The 20,482-nt window shown below is 61.6% G+C and carries 20 protein-coding genes and 1 tRNA gene; 14 read left to right on the forward strand and 7 right to left on the reverse strand.

Annotated elements, in window-relative coordinates; all coding sequences use genetic code 11:
- Nucleotides 1-111: 111 nt before the first annotated feature.
- On the reverse strand, nt 112-357 hold the full coding sequence (gene atpC, locus MUN81_RS18365) for an ATP synthase F1 subunit epsilon (RefSeq protein WP_245113110.1): 246 nt from the start codon (nt 355-357) through the stop codon (nt 112-114).
- 94 nt (nt 358-451) lie between these two features.
- Nucleotides 452-1,957, reverse strand: coding sequence for a F0F1 ATP synthase subunit beta (atpD, locus tag MUN81_RS18370; protein ID WP_245113111.1), 1,506 nt, complete (start codon nt 1,955-1,957; stop codon nt 452-454).
- A 275-nt stretch (nt 1,958-2,232) separates the two neighbouring features.
- Between atpD and MUN81_RS18375 the strand changes: the two genes are divergently transcribed.
- The 5 genes from MUN81_RS18375 (at nt 2,233) to pth (ending at nt 5,986) form a co-directional block, all read left to right on the forward strand.
- A tRNA-Gln gene (locus MUN81_RS18375) sits at nt 2,233-2,305 on the forward strand.
- A 147-nt stretch (nt 2,306-2,452) separates the two neighbouring features.
- Complete coding sequence (locus tag MUN81_RS18380; protein WP_245113113.1) at nt 2,453-3,379, forward strand: ribose-phosphate pyrophosphokinase; 927 nt, start codon at nt 2,453-2,455, stop codon at nt 3,377-3,379.
- 147 nt (nt 3,380-3,526) lie between these two features.
- Nucleotides 3,527-4,588 (forward strand): DUF6340 family protein, encoded by a 1,062-nt coding sequence (locus MUN81_RS18385; RefSeq protein WP_245113115.1) that lies wholly within the window; start codon nt 3,527-3,529, stop codon nt 4,586-4,588.
- A 115-nt stretch (nt 4,589-4,703) separates the two neighbouring features.
- On the forward strand, nt 4,704-5,276 hold the full coding sequence (locus MUN81_RS18390) for a 50S ribosomal protein L25/general stress protein Ctc (protein WP_245113116.1): 573 nt from the start codon (nt 4,704-4,706) through the stop codon (nt 5,274-5,276).
- Between the two features lie 143 nt (nt 5,277-5,419).
- The gene (gene pth / locus MUN81_RS18395; protein WP_245113118.1) at nt 5,420-5,986 is read left to right on the forward strand and encodes an aminoacyl-tRNA hydrolase; all 567 of its coding nucleotides are present in this window, start codon (nt 5,420-5,422) and stop codon (nt 5,984-5,986) included.
- A 71-nt stretch (nt 5,987-6,057) separates the two neighbouring features.
- Here the strand turns inward: pth and metG are convergent, their stop codons facing one another.
- A complete protein-coding gene (gene metG / locus MUN81_RS18400; RefSeq protein WP_245113119.1) occupies nt 6,058-8,100 on the reverse strand; it encodes a methionine--tRNA ligase in 2,043 nt (680 codons plus the stop codon).
- Nucleotides 8,101-8,331: 231 nt separating this feature from the next.
- Between metG and MUN81_RS18405 the strand changes: the two genes are divergently transcribed.
- Nucleotides 8,332-9,030: a hypothetical protein gene (locus MUN81_RS18405; protein ID WP_245113121.1), complete on the forward strand. Its 699-nt coding sequence runs from the start codon at nt 8,332-8,334 to the stop codon at nt 9,028-9,030.
- 83 nt (nt 9,031-9,113) lie between these two features.
- On the opposite strand, the gene MUN81_RS18410 is transcribed toward MUN81_RS18405, so the two are convergent.
- The 3 genes from MUN81_RS18410 to msrB form a co-directional block, all read right to left on the reverse strand.
- On the reverse strand, nt 9,114-9,461 hold the full coding sequence (locus tag MUN81_RS18410) for a hypothetical protein (RefSeq protein ID WP_245113123.1): 348 nt from the start codon (nt 9,459-9,461) through the stop codon (nt 9,114-9,116).
- Between the two features lie 80 nt (nt 9,462-9,541).
- Nucleotides 9,542-10,333 carry a DUF3050 domain-containing protein gene (locus MUN81_RS18415; protein ID WP_245113130.1) on the reverse strand — a complete coding sequence of 264 codons (792 nt, stop codon included), beginning with the start codon at nt 10,331-10,333 and terminating at the stop codon, nt 9,542-9,544.
- A 158-nt stretch (nt 10,334-10,491) separates the two neighbouring features.
- Nucleotides 10,492-11,046, reverse strand: coding sequence for a peptide-methionine (R)-S-oxide reductase MsrB (gene msrB, locus MUN81_RS18420; RefSeq protein ID WP_245113132.1), 555 nt, complete (start codon nt 11,044-11,046; stop codon nt 10,492-10,494).
- A 229-nt stretch (nt 11,047-11,275) separates the two neighbouring features.
- On the opposite strand from msrB, the gene typA reads away from it, so the two are divergent.
- Both typA and MUN81_RS18430 read left to right on the forward strand, forming a co-directional pair.
- Entirely contained in the window at nt 11,276-13,087 is a 1,812-nt protein-coding gene (gene typA, locus MUN81_RS18425) for a translational GTPase TypA (protein WP_245113134.1), read from the forward strand.
- A gap of 73 nt (nt 13,088-13,160) precedes the next feature.
- Entirely contained in the window at nt 13,161-13,676 is a 516-nt protein-coding gene (locus MUN81_RS18430; RefSeq protein WP_245113136.1) for a hypothetical protein, read from the forward strand.
- On the opposite strand, the gene MUN81_RS18435 is transcribed toward MUN81_RS18430, so the two are convergent.
- On the reverse strand, nt 13,673-14,506 hold the full coding sequence (locus tag MUN81_RS18435; protein ID WP_245113139.1) for a TrmH family RNA methyltransferase: 834 nt from the start codon (nt 14,504-14,506) through the stop codon (nt 13,673-13,675). The two genes, MUN81_RS18430 and MUN81_RS18435, sit on opposite strands and share 4 nt — an antisense overlap.
- Nucleotides 14,507-14,588: 82 nt before the next feature.
- On the opposite strand from MUN81_RS18435, the gene MUN81_RS18440 reads away from it, so the two are divergent.
- The 6 genes from MUN81_RS18440 to MUN81_RS18465 all read left to right on the forward strand — a co-directional run bounded on the left by MUN81_RS18440 (nt 14,589) and on the right by MUN81_RS18465 (nt 20,453).
- Nucleotides 14,589-16,079, forward strand: coding sequence for a CHASE3 domain-containing protein (locus MUN81_RS18440; RefSeq protein ID WP_245113141.1), 1,491 nt, complete (start codon nt 14,589-14,591; stop codon nt 16,077-16,079).
- Nucleotides 16,080-16,166: 87 nt separating this feature from the next.
- Nucleotides 16,167-16,577: a response regulator gene (locus MUN81_RS18445; RefSeq protein ID WP_245113143.1), complete on the forward strand. Its 411-nt coding sequence runs from the start codon at nt 16,167-16,169 to the stop codon at nt 16,575-16,577.
- 179 nt (nt 16,578-16,756) lie between these two features.
- Nucleotides 16,757-17,722, forward strand: coding sequence for a hypothetical protein (locus MUN81_RS18450; RefSeq protein ID WP_245113146.1), 966 nt, complete (start codon nt 16,757-16,759; stop codon nt 17,720-17,722).
- A gap of 124 nt (nt 17,723-17,846) precedes the next feature.
- Complete coding sequence (locus MUN81_RS18455) at nt 17,847-18,584, forward strand: Fe-S cluster assembly protein HesB (protein WP_245113148.1); 738 nt, start codon at nt 17,847-17,849, stop codon at nt 18,582-18,584.
- A 169-nt stretch (nt 18,585-18,753) separates the two neighbouring features.
- Nucleotides 18,754-19,020: a DUF167 domain-containing protein gene (locus tag MUN81_RS18460; protein WP_245113150.1), complete on the forward strand. Its 267-nt coding sequence runs from the start codon at nt 18,754-18,756 to the stop codon at nt 19,018-19,020.
- A 74-nt stretch (nt 19,021-19,094) separates the two neighbouring features.
- Nucleotides 19,095-20,453: an ATP-binding protein gene (locus tag MUN81_RS18465; RefSeq protein ID WP_245113152.1), complete on the forward strand. Its 1,359-nt coding sequence runs from the start codon at nt 19,095-19,097 to the stop codon at nt 20,451-20,453.
- Nucleotides 20,454-20,482 lie beyond the last annotated feature (29 nt).

Here is a 20,482-nt window from a genome sequence, read left to right on the forward strand (position 1 = left end):
GTCAGCATAGAATATTGCCTATACGCGTCAGCCGGCGTTTGGCCGCCGCGGCGCACAAAAAAAGCCGTTCCTGCGAAGCAGAAACGGCTTTTGGTACCTTACGGCTGATGCTTACGCCATGGCGCCTTCGGCCAGCACAATCACGTTATTGCGCAGCACCTCCACCACGCCGCCTTCGATGCGGATGGCTTCGCGGCCGGCCGGGCCGGTCAGCGTCACCTGGCCGGCTTGCAGGGCGGCAATCAGCGGGGCGTGATTGTTCAGCACTTCAAACAAGCCATCCGTACCCGGAAACTGGGCCGACGTCACTTCGCCTTCGAAAACCTTGCGGTCGGGGGTGATGATTTCTAAATGCATATTTTTTTTGGTGCTTGGAGCTTGGTGCTTAGTGCTTGGTATCTGGGATTGCGAGAACAACCCAAGCACCAAGCACTAAGCTCCAAGCACTACATTACTTAGCTTCGGCAATCAGGCGCTCGCCTTTCGCTTGGGCATCTTCAATGGTGCCCACCAGGTTGAAAGCCGCCTCGGGCAGGTGGTCGTACTTGCCGTCGATGATTTCGTTGAAGCCCTTGATGGTGTCTTTGATGTCAACCAGCACGCCGGCGAGGCCGGTGAACTGCTCGGCCACGAAGAAAGGCTGCGACAAGAAGCGCTGCACGCGACGGGCGCGGTTTACTACCTGCTTGTCCTCCTCGGAGAGTTCGTCCATACCCAGGATGGCGATGATGTCCTGCAGTTCTTTGTAGCGCTGCAGAATCTCCTTCACGCGCTGGGCGGTGTTGTAGTGCTCATTGCCGATTACGTCGGCCGACAGAATGCGCGAGGTCGAGTCCAGCGGGTCCACAGCGGGGTAGATGCCCAGCTCGGCGATTTTGCGGCTCAGTACCGTGGTGGCGTCCAAGTGAGCAAAGGTGTTGGCCGGAGCCGGGTCAGTCAAGTCATCGGCCGGCACATACACGGCCTGCACCGAGGTAATGGAACCGCGCTTGGTAGACGTAATACGCTCCTGCATGGCACCCATTTCGGTGGCCAGCGTGGGCTGGTAGCCCACGGCCGAAGGCATCCGGCCCAGCAGAGCCGATACTTCCGAACCCGCCTGCGTGAAGCGGAAAATGTTGTCGATGAAGAACAGGATGTCGCGGCCGGCACCGGTGCCGTCGCCGTCGCGGAAGCTCTCGGCAATGGTCAGACCCGACAGGGCCACGCGGGCGCGGGCTCCGGGGGGCTCGTTCATCTGGCCGAACACCAGGGTAGCCTGCGACTTCAGCAGCTCGTTCTGGTCCACCTTGCTCAGGTCCCAGCCGCCCTCTTCCATCGAGTGCTTGAAGGCCTCGCCGTAGAGAATGATGTTCGATTCGATGAATTCGCGCAGCAAGTCGTTGCCCTCACGAGTACGCTCGCCCACGCCGGCAAACACCGACAAGCCCTCGTAGGCCTTGGCCACGTTGTTCACCAGCTCCATGATGAGCACGGTCTTGCCCACGCCGGCGCCGCCGAACAGACCAATTTTACCGCCCTTTACATAAGGAGCCAGCAGGTCAATCACCTTGATGCCGGTGTAGAGGATTTCCGACGACGTCGCCAGGTCCTCGAATGCCGGGGGCAGGCGGTGAATGGGCAGCGAGCCTTCCGATTTCGGCTGGGGAATGCCGTCGATGGCCTGGCCGATTACGTTGAACAGGCGGCCTTTCACGGCGTCGCCGGTCGGCATCGACATCGGGGCGCCCAGGTCGCGCACTTCGGCGCCGCGGGTCAGGCCTTCGGTCGAGTCCATGGCAATGGTCCGCACCCGGTCTTCGCCCAGGTGCTGCTGGCATTCCAGAATTACCACTTGGCCGTTGTCTTTCGTGACTTCGAGGGCGTCGAGGATATTGGGCAGCTTCGTGTTCTCACCCGTGAAGCTCACGTCCACAACAGGCCCGATAACCTGGGTGATTTTGCCGGTATTGGCCATTTGGTTGTATTTATGATGAAGTTATGCAGTTTTTCAGGCCGCAAAATTACGGCAGAAGCGCGGTTTTTCCAACCCTGCCGCTCAGGAAGCTGCGCCCGCAGCCTCACTCCTGTCGCGGGGCTGGACCGGTGAAAATCAGGCAATCATGAGTTTTTAGCGGCATTCCGAGCGCCGTGGCTGATTTTTTTCTTCAGATTTTTTTGCTCCAACCCTTGTCCGAAATTTTTCCAGTAGTACATTTGCACTCCCAAACGGCACGTAGCTCGCTGGGAAATTGTCCGATGGTGTAACCGGCAACACGCTTGATTTTGATTCAAGAAAGTCCAGGTTCGAGCCCTGGTCGGACAACGACACCGCTCGCATAGCAACTGAAAGGCGCTGGCTTCTCCCCTGTCGGAGAGGCCGGCGCCTTTCTCTTTTTCCCCCAAGCTGTCGGCAGCGATTTTGCCGCCAGCCGCCTTCCGCGCATCATTCCCGCTCTCAGCACCTTCCCCTATGAAACAGGTCAAAATATTCGCCGGCAGCGCTTCCCAGGTTCTGGCCGAAAATATTGCTGCCGCCTACGGCACCACCCTCGGCGACCTCACCCTGCAGCGCTTCGCCGACACCGAAATGGGCCCCAGCTTCAACGAAAGCGTGCGGGGCTGTGAGGTGTTCCTGGTGCAGAGCACGCCCCCGCCCGCCGAGCACCTCATGGAGCTCATGCTGATGGTGGACGCCGCCAAGCGCGCCTCGGCCCACAAGGTCAACATTCTGATGCCCTACATGGGCTACGCCCGGCAAGACCGCAAAGACAAGCCGCGCGTGAGCATCGGCGCCAAGGTGGTGGCCAACATCATCCAGAGCGTGGGCACCGACCGCCTGATGACCTGCGACCTGCACGCCGGCCAGATTCAGGGCTTCTTCGACATCCCGGTCGACCATCTGGATGGCGCCACCGTCACGGCTCCTTATATCAAGTCGCTCAACCTCGAAAACCTGATTTTCGCCTCGCCCGACGTGGGCGGCGTGGTGCGCACCCGGGCCTTCGCCAAGAAGTTCGGGGCCGAAATTGTGGTCTGCGACAAGATGCGTTTGCGGGCCAACGAAATCGCCTCAATGCAGGTGATTGGCGACGTGAAGGGCATGGACGTGGTGTTCGTGGACGACATGGTGGACACCGCCGGCACCATCTGCAAAGCCGCCGAGCTGGTGATGGAGCGCGGGGCCAAGTCGGTGCGCGCCGTGGTGACGCACCCGCTGCTGAGTGGCCCCGCCCACGAGCGCATCCGCAACAGCGTGCTCACCGAGCTGATTACGACCGACACCATCCCGCTGCGCCAGGAAAACGAGAAGATTCATGTCATCACGCTGGCGCCGCTCTTTGCGGCCGCCATCCGCAACGTGGTGACGCACGAGAGCATCAGCTCGCTGTTTGTGTAGAACGGCCTGGGATTGAATAGCAGCACGTCATGCTGAGCTGGGCTTGGCATGACGTGCTTTTTTCGGCGCAATTCCCCTTCCATCCCCAAAAACTGGCACAATTTTGTAGAACTGACTTCCCAACTGGAACCTCTTTCTGCAATTGCGATGCACAAGCTTTACTCTGCTGCCTCCACCCTTTTCATGGCGCTGCTGCTCAGTGCTTGCGCTTCCTCAGTTCACATTCGGGCGCTGGCGCCGGCAGCGGTGCCCATGCCGGCCAACCTGCAAAGCGTGGCCACTGCCAACCGCATTGTACCGGAATCGCGCCGCGACAAATTTTTTGATGTGCTTGAAGGCGCTTTCACCGGCGAGGGCATCGGCGTGGACCGCGCCGGCGCCGACGAGTGCGTGAACGTGGTGGGCCAGGCGCTGGCCAACAACAGCTACCGTTTTAAGGTGACGCAGGCGCAGCTGCAGCTGCTGGGCCGCAGCCGCGAGTTTTTTCTGCCGCCGCTGGCCCCGCGCTACGTGCAGGACCTGTGCCGCCGCACGCAGGTCGACGGCCTGGTGGTGCTCGAAGCCTTCGACTCGGACATGGCCCTGAGCCGCACCAACGGCACCCGCACTGTGAAAGACAAGGAAGGCAAGGAACATCAGGTGCCTACGGTGAGCGTTGAGCTGGTGATGAAAGTGGTGACCGGCTTCCGCACCTACGGCGCCGCCCAAGGCTTCGTGCTCGACCAGGCCCGGCAGGAAGACCAACTCGCGTTCCGGGGCAGCGGCGATACTTACCGCGACGCCCTGCGCCAGCTGCCCCCGCCCGAAGAGTGCATCCGGCGGGTGGCCGTGCGCGCCGGCGACGGCTATGCGCGCCGCATCGCGCCCTCTTACGTCGACCTCAACCGCGACTATTTCACCGCCGCTAAAAAGGACGCCCTCATGAAGCAGGCCGCCGTGCGGGCCGAAGCCGGCGACTGGGCCGGCGCCGAAACCATCTGGCAGCAGGCGGCCCGCAACCTGCACCCTAAAATTGCCGGCCGCGCGTTCTTTAACTTGGCCGTGGCCAGCGAAGTGCGCGGCGACCTGCCCGGCGCCATTGACTGGGCCAAAAAGTCGGCTTTCACGTGCAACAACGGGCAAGCCAAATCTTACCTGCGCGTGCTCAACAACCGCCTGCTGGCCCAGCAAGTGGTGCAGGAGCAGTTGAAGAGCGTGCCGGCCAACTAGCTTAATTCTTCGTAAAGCGCTGGTTTTTTAGCCCAAAAGCCCCTACCTTTGCGGCCCGTTTGCCCCCAACGTCGGGAGCAAACGGGTCATTTTTTTATCTTCAAAAACCACTTTTATGAAAAGCCTCGAGATTGTAGGGTTTAAAAGAGCGAATCTCGGTAAGACGGACGCCAAGGCATTGCGCCTCGACGCCCAAGTACCGTGCGTGTTGTATGGCGGCAAAGAGACCGTGCACTTCTCCGTGCCCGCTATCCTGTTCCGCGAGTTGTTGTACACGCCGGAGGCTCACATTGTGGACCTGAACGTGGAAGGCACCACCTACCGCGCCATCGTGCAGGACGCCCAATTCCACCCCGTGAACGAAATGCTCCTCCACGTTGACTTCCTCGAGTTGGAAGAAGGCAAAGAGGTGAAAATGGACATCCCCGTGAAGTACGTGGGCGTGTCGCCGGGCGTGCTGGCCGGCGGCAAGCTGGTGAGCAAGCTGCGCAAAGTGAAAGTGCGCGCTACCGCCGACAACCTCCCCGACTACGTGGAAGTGAACATCAGCGGCCTCGAACTCGGCAAATCCATCAAGGTGGGCGCCGTGGAGCCGAAGAACTACACCATCCTGACCAACGCCGCTGCTCCGATTGCGACCATCGCCATCCCGCGTGCGCTGAAAGGCGAAATGGCTGCCAACAAGTAATTCTGCCCCACGGAGTCGACGAATTTTCGAATTGGTCGGATTTTGTGGACGACTTACTGCTGTTTCAAAAAAGCCGCTCCAATTTTGGGGCGGCTTTTTATTTATTGCGCCCGGCTTACTGCCTGTTTAGTTTTTCTGCTATTATGAAATTTCTGGTTCTCTGTCTGGGCAATATCGGGCCCGAATATGCCGACACGCGGCACAACATCGGCTTCATGGTGGCAGATTTTCTGGCGGCCAAATTCGATGCGCCGCGCTTTGAAATAGGCCGCCACGCCTTCACCACCGAAATCAAACACAAAGGCCATACATACGTGCTGGTGAAGCCCACCACCTACATGAACCTCAGCGGGAAAGCCGCCGCGCACTGGCTGGCCACGCTGAAAATCCCGGTCGAAAACATGGTGGTCGTGACCGACGACCTGGCCCTGCCCTTTGGCAAGCTGCGGCTGAAAGGCCAGGGCTCGGCCGGCGGCCACAACGGCCTGAAAGACATTCAGGCCACTTTGGGCACCGATGTATATGCCCGCCTACGCTTTGGCGTGGACGCTAACTTTCCGAAAGGCCGGCAGGTAGACTATGTATTGAACCCGTTTTCGGCCGACGAATTAATTGAACTGCCGACCCGCGTCGAGAAAGCCGCCGATGCCGTGCTGGCATTTGGTGCGCTGGGCCTGGAACGGGCCATGAATGTCGTGAATGTGAAGTAGCCGATTCACGTTGCAAAAAGAAAGGCCGACCGCAATAATGCGGTCGGCCTTTCTTTTTGCAACGTGGTTATTTATGCCACGCCGCTGCCGTTGCGCACGGGCGCACTGGGCTGCATCAGGGCGAGGGTACCGTCGGCATTTTCAGCCATGAGCAGCATGCCCTGGCTCTTGATGCCTTTGATTTCACGCGGGGCCAGGTTGAGCAGCACCTGCACCTGCTGCCCTACGAGGGCTTCAGGAATAAAATATTCGGCAATGCCGCTCACGATGGTGCGCTGCTCCAGGCCCACATCAACGGTAAGCTTCAGCAGCTTTTTGGTTTTAGCAACTTTTTCGGCGGCCACGATGGTGGCCACGCGCAAATCCATCGCGCCAAAATCATCAAATGATACGTCCGATTTAGCGGGCGTGACGGGCGTGTTGGCCAGTTGATTTTCCTTTTTGGTATCCAGCAGCTTTTGCACCTGGGCTTCCACCACGGCATCCTCAATTTTGGCGAATAGCAGGGCTGCTTCGCGCAATTGATGGCCGGCTTTCAGAGTATCGCGGCGGCCGGCGCTGGCCCAGTTGCCCAACTCCATATCAAGCATATTGGCCAGTTTCTGCGCCGATTCGGGCAGGAAGGGCTCCAGCACCGGAGCCAGGGCGGCGGCAATTTGCAGGGCTACGTGCAGCACCGTACCGGTGCGTGCGGCATCGGTTTTAATCAGGTGCCAGGGCTGCGTTTCGGCGAGGTATTTATTGCCTAAGCGGGCCAAGTTCAGCACTTCGGCCAAGGCGTCGCGGAAACGATAATTTTCAATCAGCTCGCCAATTTTCGCGGGAAATTCGGCGAACTGCGCAAATGCTTCCTCATCAATGGGCTGCAATTTTCCCAATTCCGGCACTTTGCCTTCAAAGAATTTGTGCGTCAGCACGGCGGCCCGGTTCACAAAATTGCCGAGCGTGGCCACCAATTCGTTGTTGTTCCGGGCCTGAAAATCTTTCCAGGTAAAATCGTTGTCTTTCGTTTCGGGCGCGTTGGCGCACAGCACGTAGCGCAGCACGTCGGCCTGGCCGGGGAAGTCGGCCAGATATTCGTGCAGCCACACCGCCCAGTTGCGCGAGGTGCTGATTTTGTCGCCTTCCAGATTCAGAAATTCATTGGCCGGCACGTTGTCCGGCAGCACGTAGTCGCCGTGCGCTTTAAGCATTACCGGAAAAATAATGCAGTGAAAAACGATGTTGTCTTTGCCAATGAAATGCACCAATTTGGAATCCTTGTCTTTCCAATAGGTCTCCCACTCATTGGGGAATGCTTCCTTAGTAGCCGAGATGTAGCCAATGGGCGCATCAAACCACACATACAGCACTTTACCTTCGGCGCCGGGCACCGGCACGGGCACGCCCCAATCCAGGTCGCGCGTCACGGCGCGGGGGTGCAGACCCTGGTCAATCCAGGATTTGCACTGGCCGTACACGTTGGTTTTCCAGTCGTTTTTGTGGCCTTCAATTATCCATTCGCGCAGCCAGGGCTCGTATTGGTCGAGGGGCAAAAACCAGTGTTTGGTATCGCGCAACACGGGGTGCGCGCCGCTGAGCATGCTGCGCGGATTAATTAGTTCCGTGGGGCTGAGTGAGGTGCCGCAACGCTCGCACTGGTCGCCATAGGCGTTTTCGTTGCCGCAATTGGGGCAGGTGCCCACGATGTAGCGGTCGGCCAGGAATTGTTGCGCCGACTCGTCGAAATATTGTTGCGTGGTCTGCTCAATGAATTTGCCCTCGTTATTGAGCTTGGTAAAAAACCCGCTCGACACCTCGGCGTGCGTGGCCGACGACGTGCGCGAATACACGTCGAACGACACGTTGAATTCCTTAAACGAATCGCGAATGAGGGCGTGGTATTTATCCACCACTTGCTGCGGCGTCACGCCTTCTTTCTGGGCGCGAATGGTAATGGGTACGCCGTGCTCGTCGGAGCCGCAAATAAATTTCACGTCGCGTCCCGCCGAGCGCAGGTAGCGCACATAAATATCGGCCGGTAAATAAACGCCCGCCAGGTGGCCAATGTGCACCGGGCCATTGGCATAAGGCAACGCAGCGGTGACGGTGTAGCGTTTAGGAAGAGAAGACATACGTAAACTGAAAAATAAAACAACTCATTGAGCGCGCAGCTAAAACACGCGCAAACAATGATTGCAAAGAGAAAGAAACATTAAAAACTATCGGTTTTAAATCAACTTAAAACCAACAAAACCGTTTGACAAGCAATTCATTTTACATTTGAACGCGGCGTATTCACACCGACGTACAAATAAGCGCTTCTCTTCTGCCTTTCTTCACCTTCATCAACCATTTTTTTTCACATGAAAAAACCTGCTTCTCCGACTCAAACGGAAAAACGCGCGAAACGCACGCCGGAAGAAAAAGCGGCCCGCAAATCGGCAAAAAATGCCGGACGCGCCAAGTCCGAACTGAACGATGACCGGGCCAGCCGCAAAGCCAGCCAGAAAAAATCGCTCAAATCGGCCGCCAAGCAATTGCAGAAAGAGTTGAACAACCGCATGAGTGAGGTGGTGACTCGCATCCGCAAAGAAACGAAAGCCAAGCTGAAGGAAGTGGTGAAGGAAGCCACGCGTCGCCTCGACGTGGATACGGAGCGCATGTTTGAGGAAGCCCTGCACACCATTGTGCGGCACTACGACTCGGTGGCCGGCAGCGGCAGCACCGCAGGTGCCGCCAACGTCGCCGCCGATGACAGCACCACCAGCCGCGGCCGCAAAAAAAGCCAAACCCTGAACAAAGACGGCTCGCCGCGCAAACCCCGCGCCACGCGCGCCGACGCAGGCGCTGCCAGCAGCAACGAAGCTGCTCCGGCCGCCACTGGCACACGCGGCCGCAAGCCAGCCGCCGCCGCGGGAGCCCGGCGTGGCCGGCCCGCGGCAGCAGCTGCCACCGGTGCGCGCCGCGGCCCTAAGCCCCGCGCCCAGGCCAGCACCGCGCCCGAAGCCAACGACGTAATGAACTCAGCCGATAGCCCTGGCACCGGCGAAATCAGCGCATAGCGCCACTATTGCCTCCGCAACCAAAAGCCCGCTTCTGACATCAGGAGCGGGCTTTTTGCAATGTGCGATGTGATGAGCGCAGGCTACGGGCGGCGCGCCGTGTCGAGGGGGGCGGGATAGTTTAACTGCCGAATGCGGGTTTCGGGCGAGGTGGTGTTAGCGTCGTTGGTGTTCACGCTTTCGATGCGCTTTTGCCGGTTGATGTCGGAGGCCTGCTCGCCGAGACGCACGCGGTTAGGCGTGGCGTCGGGCACGGCCGAGCTGGTGCCCGCCCCGTTGCCGTTGTAGATGGCGCGGCGGTCGGCGTCGGAGTTCACTTGCGTGGGCGTGGCGGTTTCGGCCGTTTGCTCGGTGGCCGTGCAGCTCACCAGCGCCACCGCCAGGCCGGCAGCCGCTCCCAGGCGGAAGCCTATTATTCTACAGTTCAACATGGACAGCGCCGGTATAGCGCAGCCAGAGGCGGCTGCGCCCTTCAAACGCAGACCCGGCCCGGCTGGTTCGGGGCGGTGCGCTACGCCAGCGCGGGGCGGGCGCCGGCCAGCTTCACGCCGTCCCAGAGGGCCATGCGGGCTTCGAGGCAGCGCACCACCACCTGCTGGGCCTCCAGCCAGCGCTCGGGATAGTCGGCGCACAGCTCGCGCACCATTTGCCGGGCCAGCGGGGCGTGCACGTCCTCGTCGAGCTCGATGTGGCGGTTGAGGTAGTAGGTGAACGTGTCGAGCTGGCCAGGAAATCGCGTGCTCAGGTCGTCCACCAATTGGCGAAACATGTCCGGGATTAAATCCTCACGGCCGAAGGTGAAGGCCGCGGCCACCGCGTGGGGCCGCCCCCCACGGATAATGTCGAACGTCGTGAGCACAAACTCGCGCACCGATTCCGGCACCTGGGCCGCTTCCAAGGCCCGCTCCACAGTGTCGCCGGCCGCCACGGCAGCCACCAGGCGGCGAATGGGGCCCGTGTCGGCGCCGCATTCGTCCATGGCGCGCACGTAGAGTTCGAAATGGCTGGTGGCGTGGCCCGCCGGGTCCACGTCGGACTCCTCTTCGAGCACGATTTCGTTGATGAGGCGCCGCATGGCCGAGTTGGCGGTGGGCACCCAAGGCACCTGCACGCAGGTCAGGTCGCCCTGCAGGGCCTTGAGCAGCGACATAAAGTCCCACACCGCAAACACGTGGTGCTCCATAAAGCGCCGCAGGTCGGCCATGGACTGAATGCCGCGGTACAGGCTATTATTGAGCAGCAGGCGGCGCGTAGGTGCTATTTCCTGCTGCAGAAATTCGATGGGGTCAGAGGTAGTTTCCATAGGGAGAGAAGAAAAATTATAATTTTTCTCAGAGAGATATTCCTGCAACAGCACGTCCATAAGAGCAGGCTGCCTAGATTCATCAACGAAAAAGGCCCGGTGAGTGGTTCTCGCCGGGCCTCTGTTTTGTGAATTTTCCTATAATAATACAGGAAGGTCTACTTTTTCTTCTCAAACACCAGGGCGTTGCCGTCCATGCAGTAGCGCTGGCCGGTGGGCTTGGGGCCGTCGTCGAACACGTGGCCGAGGTGGCCGCCGCACTTGGCGCACACTATTTCGTCGCGGCTCATGCCGAAGGTGTTGTCTGAAGCCACTTTCACGCTGTTGTCGGTGGCCGGAGCGTAGAAACTGGGCCAGCCGGTGCCCGACTCAAACTTGGTATCGGAGGTAAAAAGCAGGTTGTGGTCAGCGGCGCAGTAATAGGTGCCGGCGGCGTGATTGTCGTGGTATTTGCCGGTAAAGGCGCGCTCGGTGCCCTTTTCACGCAGGATGTAGTACTGGTCGGGCGTGAGCAGTTTTTTCCACTCGGCTTCGGTGTGGCGCACCGGAAATTCGTCGGGCTTGCCGGTCACGGGCTTGGGCTGAAAGTAGGTTTTGCCGGCCGCCGCGCGAGCCGCCGCGGGCGTGTTAGCGGCCACGTCGGCGCGCTTCTGCGAGCAGGCGGTGTCGAGCGTGAACAGGGAAACGAGCAGGAGCAACAAGGAAAAGCGCATGAGCAGGAATGGGCTGGGGTGATGGTAAGTCAACATACGGCACGGTGCCGGGGTTCGGACTGCGGGATAGACGAAAACCAGGCGGGAACCTTACAGTGGTCCTAAGCCATTTAAGGCGACGCGCTTGGCGGTGCGGCCGGCGGCCGGAGCGGGCCGGTTGTTAAACATTGATTACCACAAGGCTTTGCGCCATTTTTTCCGTACCTTTGCACCCGCAAAACCAACCCATATGGCCCAGAATATCCGGAACATTGCCATCATCGCTCACGTTGACCACGGCAAGACCACCCTGGTGGATAAGATTATCCACGCATCTAAAATTTTCGACGCCCACCAGCAGTTCGACGACCTCATCCTCGACAACAACGACCTGGAGCGCGAGCGTGGCATCACCATCGTTTCCAAAAACGTGTCGGTGCGCTACAAAGACGTTAAAATCAACATCATCGACACCCCTGGTCACGCCGACTTTGGCGGCGAGGTAGAGCGCGTGTTGAAGCTGGCCGACGGCGTGCTGCTGCTCGTGGATGCCTTTGAGGGCGCCATGCCGCAGACGCGTTTCGTGCTGGGCAAAGCCATTGATTTGGGCCTGAAGCCCATCGTGGTGGTAAACAAAGTGGACAAAGAAAACTGCCGTCCCGACGAGGTGCACGAGCAGGTGTTCGACCTGATGTTCAACCTCGGGGCCTCGGAAGACCAGCTTGATTTCGTGACCCTGTACGGCTCGTCGAAGCAGGGCTGGATGAGCACCGACTGGAAGGTAAAAACCGACAACATCACCCCGCTGCTCGACGCGGTGCTGGAGTCGATTCCGCCGGCGCCGGCCCTGGAAGGCACGCCTCAGATGCAGATTACCTCGCTCGACTACTCGTCGTTCGTGGGTCGTATCGCCATCGGCCGTGTGCACCGCGGCACCCTGCGCGAAGGCGCCAACATGAGCCTGATGAAGGCCGATGGCACCATCAAAAAGGTGAAAATTCGCGAGCTGCACGTGTTTGAAGGCCTGGGCCGCAACAAAGTGAGCGAAGTGAACAGCGGCGAAATCTGCGCCGTGTCGGGCATCGAAGGCTTCGACATTGGCGACACGCTGGCCGACTTCGAGAATCCGGAGGCGCTGGAGCGCATCAGCATCGACGAGCCAACGATGAACATGCTGTTCACCATCAACAACTCGCCGTTTTTCGGCAAGGAGGGCAAGTTTGTGACCTCGCGCCACCTGCGCGACCGCCTGTTCAAGGAAACCGAGAAAAACCTGGCCCTGCGCGTGCAAGTGACCGACAAAGAGGATACGTTCCTCGTGTTCGGCCGCGGCATTCTGCACTTGTCGGTGCTCATCGAGACCATGCGTCGCGAGGGCTACGAGCTGCAAGTGGGTCAGCCGCAGGTAATCTTCAAGGAGGACGACAACGGCAAGCGTCTGGAGCCGATGGAACTGCTCGTGGTGGACGTGCCTGAGGAAACCGCCGGCAAGGTGATTGAGCTGGTGAGCATGCGCAAGGGCGAAATGACCATCATGGAGCCCAAAGGCGACCTGCAACACCTCGAATTCCGCATCCCGAGCCGCGGCCTGATTGGCCTGCGCAACAACGTGCTGACGGCTACTGGCGGCGAGGCCATCATGAACCACCGCTTCATCGATTTCGAAGAGCACAAGGGCACCATCCCCGGCCGCATCGCGGGCTCGCTGATTTCGCTGGAGACCGGTCCCGGCACCGCTTACACCATCGACAAGATGCAGGACCGCGGCGCGTTCTTCGTGGACCCGGGCGAGGAAGTGTACGCCGGCCAGGTAATCGGCGAGCACACCCGCCCCAACGACCTGACCATCAACATCCAGAAAGGCAAGAAGCTGACCAACATGCGCGCTTCCGGTTCGGACGACAACGCCAAGATTGTGCCCAAGCGCCAGTTCTCGCTGGAAGAAGCCATGGAATACATCCAGAAGGATGAGTACCTGGAAGTGACGCCGAAGTCGATTCGCATGCGCAAGATTCTGCTCGACGAGAACGAGCGTCTGCGCTACGCCAAGCAGGCCGACTAATTATTCTCAATTGAATAGTTTTGGGAAGGGCGCGGCTTTGGTCGCGCCCTTTTTCATTCACCCCCGCCCCAATATGAACCAAGAAAATCTGAGCCGCTTTGTGCAGCTTTTTACGTTGAATGACGCCGCGGCTACCCAGCGCGTGAGCGAGCGGCTGGCGCTGGCGCTGCAACGCCCGGCGGCTTACCAGGAGCAGTTTGCCGAGGAATTGGAGGAGCGCGGCATTACGGCCGTGCTGCCCGAGCCGGAACTGCGCGCCGTGGCGCTGATTGACGCGCTGCTGGCCGAGGAGCTGGTGTGGGAAAGCGACTGGCAAGACCCCGCCGCCGACCTGGTGTATGGCCTCAATGAAACCCTAACCCAACAGGGCCGGGCCATGCGGGTGGGCGAACCCGCGCCGGGACGCACTGCCGTGACCGGCCCCGATGCCCTGGACCTGCTGCAAGACCTGCTGGAGCCCCTTGGCCTGGCGCTGGTGCTGTTGACGCTGGATAGCGACGCCTACGCCTTGACCGTGGTGGCCGATGCCCAAGCCGAGGAATCCCGCCAGCTGGCTCAGGAATTGGGCTTCGGTGTAACGGTTTACTAACCTCTGCCCTCCCCGCGCTGGCGCACGGCCTCAAAGGCCAGCACGGCGCCGGCCACGCTCACGTTGAGCGAGTCGATGCGGCCCATCATGGGGATGATGATGGTTTCATCGCAGGCGGCCTGGGCGGTGGGCGTCAGGCCGTCGGCTTCGGTGCCGAGGACGAGGGCCGTGGGGTAGCGAAAGTCGCACTCGAGGTAAGAGTGCGCTTTCGGCGTGAGGGCGGCGGCGTAGCTGCGGATGCTTTTCTGGCGCAGAAAATCGAAAATATCCGCCATGGGCGCGGCCACCACGGGCACCGAAAACACGCAGCCGATGCTGGACCGAATGGTGTTGGGGTTGAAGAGGTCGGTGCGCGGGTCGCCGATGAGGACGGCGTCGACGGGGGCTGCGTCGGCGGTGCGGAGGATGGCGCCGAGGTTGCCGGGCTTTTCCACGGCCTCTAGCACCAGGACGAGCGGGTTGGCGGGCAGGCGCAGGTCGGCGAGGGTGCGGCCGGGCGTCTTCAGCACGGCCAGCAGGCCGTCGGAGCCTTCGCGGTAGGCCACTTTTTCGAAAACCGGGCGCGTGACTTCGAACCACTCAGGAGCGTCTTTTTTGCCGGCAAACAGCTTTTGTAGGTCGCCCAGGCCGGTTTCGCCGGCTAGCTCGGGGCAGCTGTAGAGGGTGGCCACGGCCACGCCGGCGTCTACGGCGATGGTTAATTCGCGCAGGCCTTCGACCAGGGTGAGGCCCAGGGCGCGGCGCTCGGCTGATTTCTGCTGCAGCTTGAGCAGCTGCTTGATGCGGGGGTTTTGGGGGCTGCTGAGGCGGTCGGAGGGGGCAAACGGCATGGGCGCAAAGATACCCGGCCGCGGGCCGGGCCCAACCTTAGCGGCAGCGCGGGCGTAGGGCGGCCCAGTACATTCGCTGCCCATGAAATCGAAAATTGACCCCAAAATCATCGTCGGCTTGGCCTTGGCCGTGGGCGTGCTGCTGCTCACGGCCGCGGCTTCGTTCTGGAGCATTCGGGGCCTGAAGGTGCAAACCGAGCGCGTGGAGCACACCTATCAGGTGCTGCAGGAAGCCGAAACCATCACGGCCGTGCTCAAAGACGCACAGGCCGGCACCCGGGGCTACTTGCTCACTGGCGACACGGCCTACCTGCGGCCCTACAGCATTGCCACGGGCGACCTGCCGGCGGCGCTGGCCCGCGTGCGCACCCTCACCGTGGATAACCCCGCGCAGCGCGCCCGCCTCGACTCGCTGCAGGCACTGGTGGAGCAGGAATTTCACATTCTGCGGCCACTCACCGAAATCAAGAAGTCCATGAGCCAGTCGGCCATGCAAACCTTGCTCGACACCGACCGCCAGACGCTGCGTCAGGTGCGCTCGCTGTATGCCCGCATCAAGGGCAGCGAAATGGCGCTGCTGGCCCAGCGCAGCAAGCTGCAGGACATTTTCGAAACCGCTACGCCCATCGTGGTGCTGGTATCGGCGGTGCTGGCGGTGCTGATTGTGGTGTGGCTGGTGATGAAAATAGTGCGGGAGCTGGCCGACAACCGGCGCCTGCAGGACGAACTGGCCGCCATTAATGCCGAAGTAAGCCGGCGCATTGCCCAGATTCGGGTGCTGGCCGAGCAGGTGGTGCAGGGCGACTACACCGTGAAAATCACCGACACGGCCGAAGACAACCTCGGCGGGCTGGCCACTTCCCTCAACCGCATGACCCAGACGCTGGACGAGAGCTTCAGCGCCCTGGAAAAGCGCAACCAGGAACTCGACCAGTTTGCCTACGTGGCCTCGCACGACCTGAAGGCGCCCCTGCGCGGCGTGACCACCATCGTGAAGTGGATAGAAGATGAGCTGGCGGCCGAGCTTTCGCCCCAGCTGCGCACTTACCTCGACCAGATGAAGGGCCGCCTCAGCCGCCTCGAAGACCTGATAAACGGCCTGCTAGCCTACGCCCGCGTGGGCCGCGTGGCCCAGCCGCCGGCTCCCGTCGACGTGGCCCAGCTGTTGCAGGAAGTGGCCGAACTGGTGGTGCCGCCCGACTTTACGCTGCGCGTGGGGCCCGACATGCCCACCCTGACCACCGACCGACTGGGCCTGCAGCAGGTGTTCACCAACCTGCTTTCCAACGCCGTGAAGTACCACCACCGCGGCGCCGGCCAACTGGAAGTAAGCTGCCGCGACATCGGCCGCTGCTACGAGTTTCGGGTGCAGGACGACGGGCCGGGCATTGCGCCCGAATACCACCAGAAGATTTTCCTGCTCTTTCAGACCCTGCGCGACCGGCACACGGCCGAGAGCACCGGCATCGGCCTGAGCATTGTGAAAAAAATTATTGACGAGCACAAGGGCACCATCAAGGTCGAATCGGCACCGGGCCAGGGGGCCGGGTTTATTTTTACGTGGCCGAAGTAAATTCCCAAGAGTGGGAACCTGAGGGGCCCCATTGTGCTTGTGCAGGTTCGGCTTTTATCAACCGGCCGACTCTATTTCCTGAAGCGTATGCGTTCTGTTCTACTCGTCGAAGACGATATTTTTGATACCATGACGGCGGAGAAGTCCTTCGCCAAGTTCAACGTGCCGCACCGGCTGCACACAGCCTTCAACGGCGAAGAAGCCCTGGACCTGCTGCTGGGCCGCAACGGCACCGAGCCCCTGCGCCCGCTGCCCGAGGTCATCCTGCTCGACCTGAACATGCCGCGCATGAACGGCATCGAGTTCCTGACCGAGCTGCGCGCCAACCCCGAATTTCAGCACATCCCGGTGTTTATCACCACCACGTCGGGCATGGACGTGGACCGGGTGAACACCGGCAACTTGGGCATCAGCGGCTACATCCTCAAGCCGTTGGATTTTGAAACCGGCACCGACCTTTCCGACAGCTTAAGCCTGCTGGAGAAGCTGTTGAACTAGCCCGGCGGGCGGTTAGCCATTCACGCAAACTTCACGGCCGCCGCGCGGAATTTGTGCAGGCCGCCGGGGGTTTGCGTGAATGGCTAACTGCCCGCAGCAGGTGTTTCGGTCCTTTGGGCGAATATTTGCCGGGTGTTGCTACCTTGTTCGGCCTCGTGGCCATTAGCGCTGTTCAACTTATGAGAATTCCCGTTGTTTGTTCCGCATTGCTGGTGGCGCTGCTGGGCGGCTCGGCGGCCCGCGCCCAGGACGAGGGCCCGCGCCAGCTGGGGGCCCCGCCCTCCCTGCCCACACCGGCCAAGCCCCGCGTGGCCCCGGCCCCGCGCCAGCTCGAGAGCGTGCCCGTGGCCCCGCCCGATACCACGCGCCGCGCCACCGTGACGGCTCCGCTGCCCGCGCCCATGCCCGCACCGGTATACGCACCCACGCCCGCCGGCCAGCTTCCCGGCAACAACACGCGCCCGCCCCGCTTCCAGGTGGGCCTGAAAAACGGCCTGCTCTACAGCGCCAACGACGTGGAAACCAAGACGCCGCTGTTTGGCCGCTCCTACCTGCTGCTCGACGGGCAGCGCAAGTTTGAGTTGGCCGAAGTCGGGTTTTATGAAGACGAAACGGGTCACTACGTGCGCACCAACCTGCCGGGTTCTTCGCGCGAGACGACCCTGCGGCGCGAGAAAACCGGCCGCATCAGCCTGTATTCCATCACCACCACGCAGTACAACTCGGGGCCGGGCGGCTTTGGCTACCCCGGCTACGGCTACGGCGGCTATGGCTACGGCGGTTTCGGGGGCTACCCCTACGGCGGCTACCGCACCGTGAAAACCGAGTATTTCTCGAAAGACAACGGCCCCATTCAGAACCTGAACTCCCGCAACCTGATGCTGGCCACCACCGACAACGCCGGTGCCCAGCAGCTGCTGGCCGATGCCCAACGCTACCAGCACGCCACCGTGGGCGCCTACGTGGTGGGCGGCGGCCTGCTCATCTACGGGCTGCTGCAGTCGGTGCGGCCCACCGATGCGGGCCGCAGCATTTCGCCGCTGGTGTACGCGGCCATTCCGGTGCTCATCGTGCCCATTGTGCTGCAAAGCAAGCAGGCCAACAACCAGCGCCAAGCCATTGCGCTGTACAACTCGGGGCGCTAAGACAGAGAATAAGCCATGCGGCGGAGGCCCACAGAACCGGCTTAGCCGTGCTTCTGTGGGCCTCCTTCATGTTGTGTTGCATTGGTCGCATAACCCCAACCTACATGGCACGCGTAGGCAGCAGATGAAATCCGCTTCCACGGCCGATGCCCTGACTACCGATTTTGCTGCGCTTCAAGCCAAGGCCTTGCTGGTGCACGAGCGGCTCTGCGCCGAGTACGGCGCCCCGTTTCGCTTCTTCAGCACCAAAGACCCGCTGAGCGAGCTGGTGAGCGCTCTGCTCTCGCACCGCACCAAAAACGCCGACTCGCACCGCGCCTACCAGGAGCTGCGGGCCACGTTCCCGACCTGGGAGGCCGTGCGCGACGCCCCTACCGAAGCCGTGCAGCACGCCATCCGGGCCTGCACCTGGCCCGAGCAAAAGGCGCCCCGCATCCAGGCCGTGCTGCGCGAAATCAGCCAGCGCTGCGGTACCGATGCTCCCTGCTCGCTGGATTTTCTGGCCGACATGCCCATTCCCGAGGCCCGCGCCTGGCTGGAAAGCATCAGCGGCGTGGGACCTAAAACCAGCGCGGCCACGCTCCTCTTCAGCTCGCTGCGCATCCCGGCCATGCCCGTCGACAGCCACCATCATCGGGTGGCCCAGCGTCTGGGCCTGATAGGGCCCAAGGTGGGCGAAGGCCCGGCCCACAAGCTGCTGGAGGCGCTATTGCCGCCCGGCTGGGACGCCCAGCAGGTGTACGACCACCACGAGGCGCTCATGTTTCATGGGCAGAAGTGCTGCTATTTCAGCGGGCCGGCCTGCGGCCGCTGCGTGGTGCTGGACCAGTGCCCCTTTGGCCAGGCACGGGTTGGGGGATAGTGGTGAGGTGGTAAGTAAAAAAGAACGTCATGCTGAGCGCAGTCGAAGCATCTCGCGTGCAACAGTAAACCAATTTCATTGAGTTACTACCACACGCGAGATGCTTCGACTGCGCTCAGCATGGCGTTCTTTATTTCGTTAAACCATTACTCCGCCAACTCGCCAACCCATGATTCTGCACCTGCGCGCCAAGCCCAATGCCCGGCAAAACCAGCTGCTGCGCGCCGCTGATGGCAGCCTGACCGTGCGCCTGCAAGCACCGCCCCAGGACGGCCAGGCCAATGCGGTGCTGCTGGCGTTTCTGGCCGCCACGTTTGGCGTGCCCAAAAGCCGCGTGACGCTGCTGAGCGGCCACACGGCCCCGTTTAAGAAAGTGGAAATTGAAGGTATGAGCGAGGAAGAGGGCGAGCGGGCGCTGGCGCAGCTGCCCGCCTGAGGACTTGGGAAGGCGCGGCAGCCGGCGGCCGGTGCTAACTTCCGGCTCGATTTTCCCAGCCCTTGCCCACCACCATGTCTGCCGAACTCCAGCCGCTGCTCGACGCCCTGCAATTTTCGCCCGATAACCTGCCCCTGCGCCAGCACCTGGCCCGCCAGCTCAACGCCGCTGGCCGCCACCAGGAGGCCGAAACCCTGTGCCGCGACGGCCTGCGCCAGCACCCCACCGACGACGCTTTGCGCCTGAGCCTGGCCGAGGCCTATTTTGCTAGCAACAAGCATTCGGCCGCTTTCGTGGTAGTGGAGGAACTACTGGACCAGCACGCCGATAATGCCGCTGCCCACCTGTTGCACGCCCGCCTGCTGCTGGCCGCCGGCCAGCCCGCCGAAGCCCGCGAGGCCTACGCCCACGCCCTGGAAATCAACCCCGGCCTGGCCGACCGCGACCTCGGCCAGGCCCTGGAAGCCGCCGCGCCCGCCCGCCGCGTGCCCGCCAGCGGCTACAGCCCCGCGCCCGCGCCCAACGAGGACGAACCGAGCCCTCAGGCCAAGCTTCTGGGCCTGGAACGGCCGAAAATCAACTTCGCCGACGTTGGCGGCATGGAGGCGGTGAAGGACGAAATCCGCCTCAAAATCATTCATCCGCTGCAATTCCCGGACCTGTACAAGGCTTATGGCAAAGCCAGCGGCGGCGGGCTGCTGCTCTACGGCCCGCCCGGCTGCGGCAAAACCCACCTGGCCCGCGCCACGGCAGGCGAAGTGCAGGCTAGCTTCATCAGTGTGGGGATTGCCGATATTCTGGACATGTGGCTGGGCAACAGCGAGAAAAACCTGCATCAGTTGTTCGAGCTGGCCCGCAGCCAGGCGCCGTGCGTGCTATTTTTCGACGAAGTGGACGCCCTGGCCGCCAACCGCCACGACCTGCGCCAGAGCGCGGGCCGCACCGTCATCAACCAATTTCTGGAGGAGCTGGACGGCGCCACGCGCTCCAACGAGGGAGTGCTCATCATGGCCGCGACCAATGCACCCTGGCACCTCGACCCCGCCTTCCGCCGCCCCGGCCGCTTCGACCGCATCACGCTGGTGACGCCGCCCGACGAGCCGGCCCGCGCCGCCATCCTCGACATCCTGCTGCGCGGCAAGCCGCTGGCGCCCGGCGTGAACACCACGGCCGTGGCCGCCCGCACCGCCGGCCTCAGCGGCGCCGACCTGATGGCGCTGGTAGACGGCGCCGTGGACGTGTGCCTGCGCGCCTCCATGCGCAGCGGCCGCCCCCTGCCCATCGAGCAAAGCCACTTGCTCGACGCTGCCAAGCTGGTGAAGCCCAGCACCAAGGAGTGGTTTGCCACTGCCCGCAACTACGCGCTGTACTCCAACGAAGGCGGGCTGTACGACGACATTCTGGTGTATTTGGGGGTGAAGAAGCCGGGATAATAGTCCGGACTGGCCCGACTGCCAACGAC

The organism is Hymenobacter sp. 5317J-9 (assembly GCF_022921075.1).
Classification (GTDB): Bacteria; Bacteroidota; Bacteroidia; order Cytophagales; family Hymenobacteraceae; genus Hymenobacter.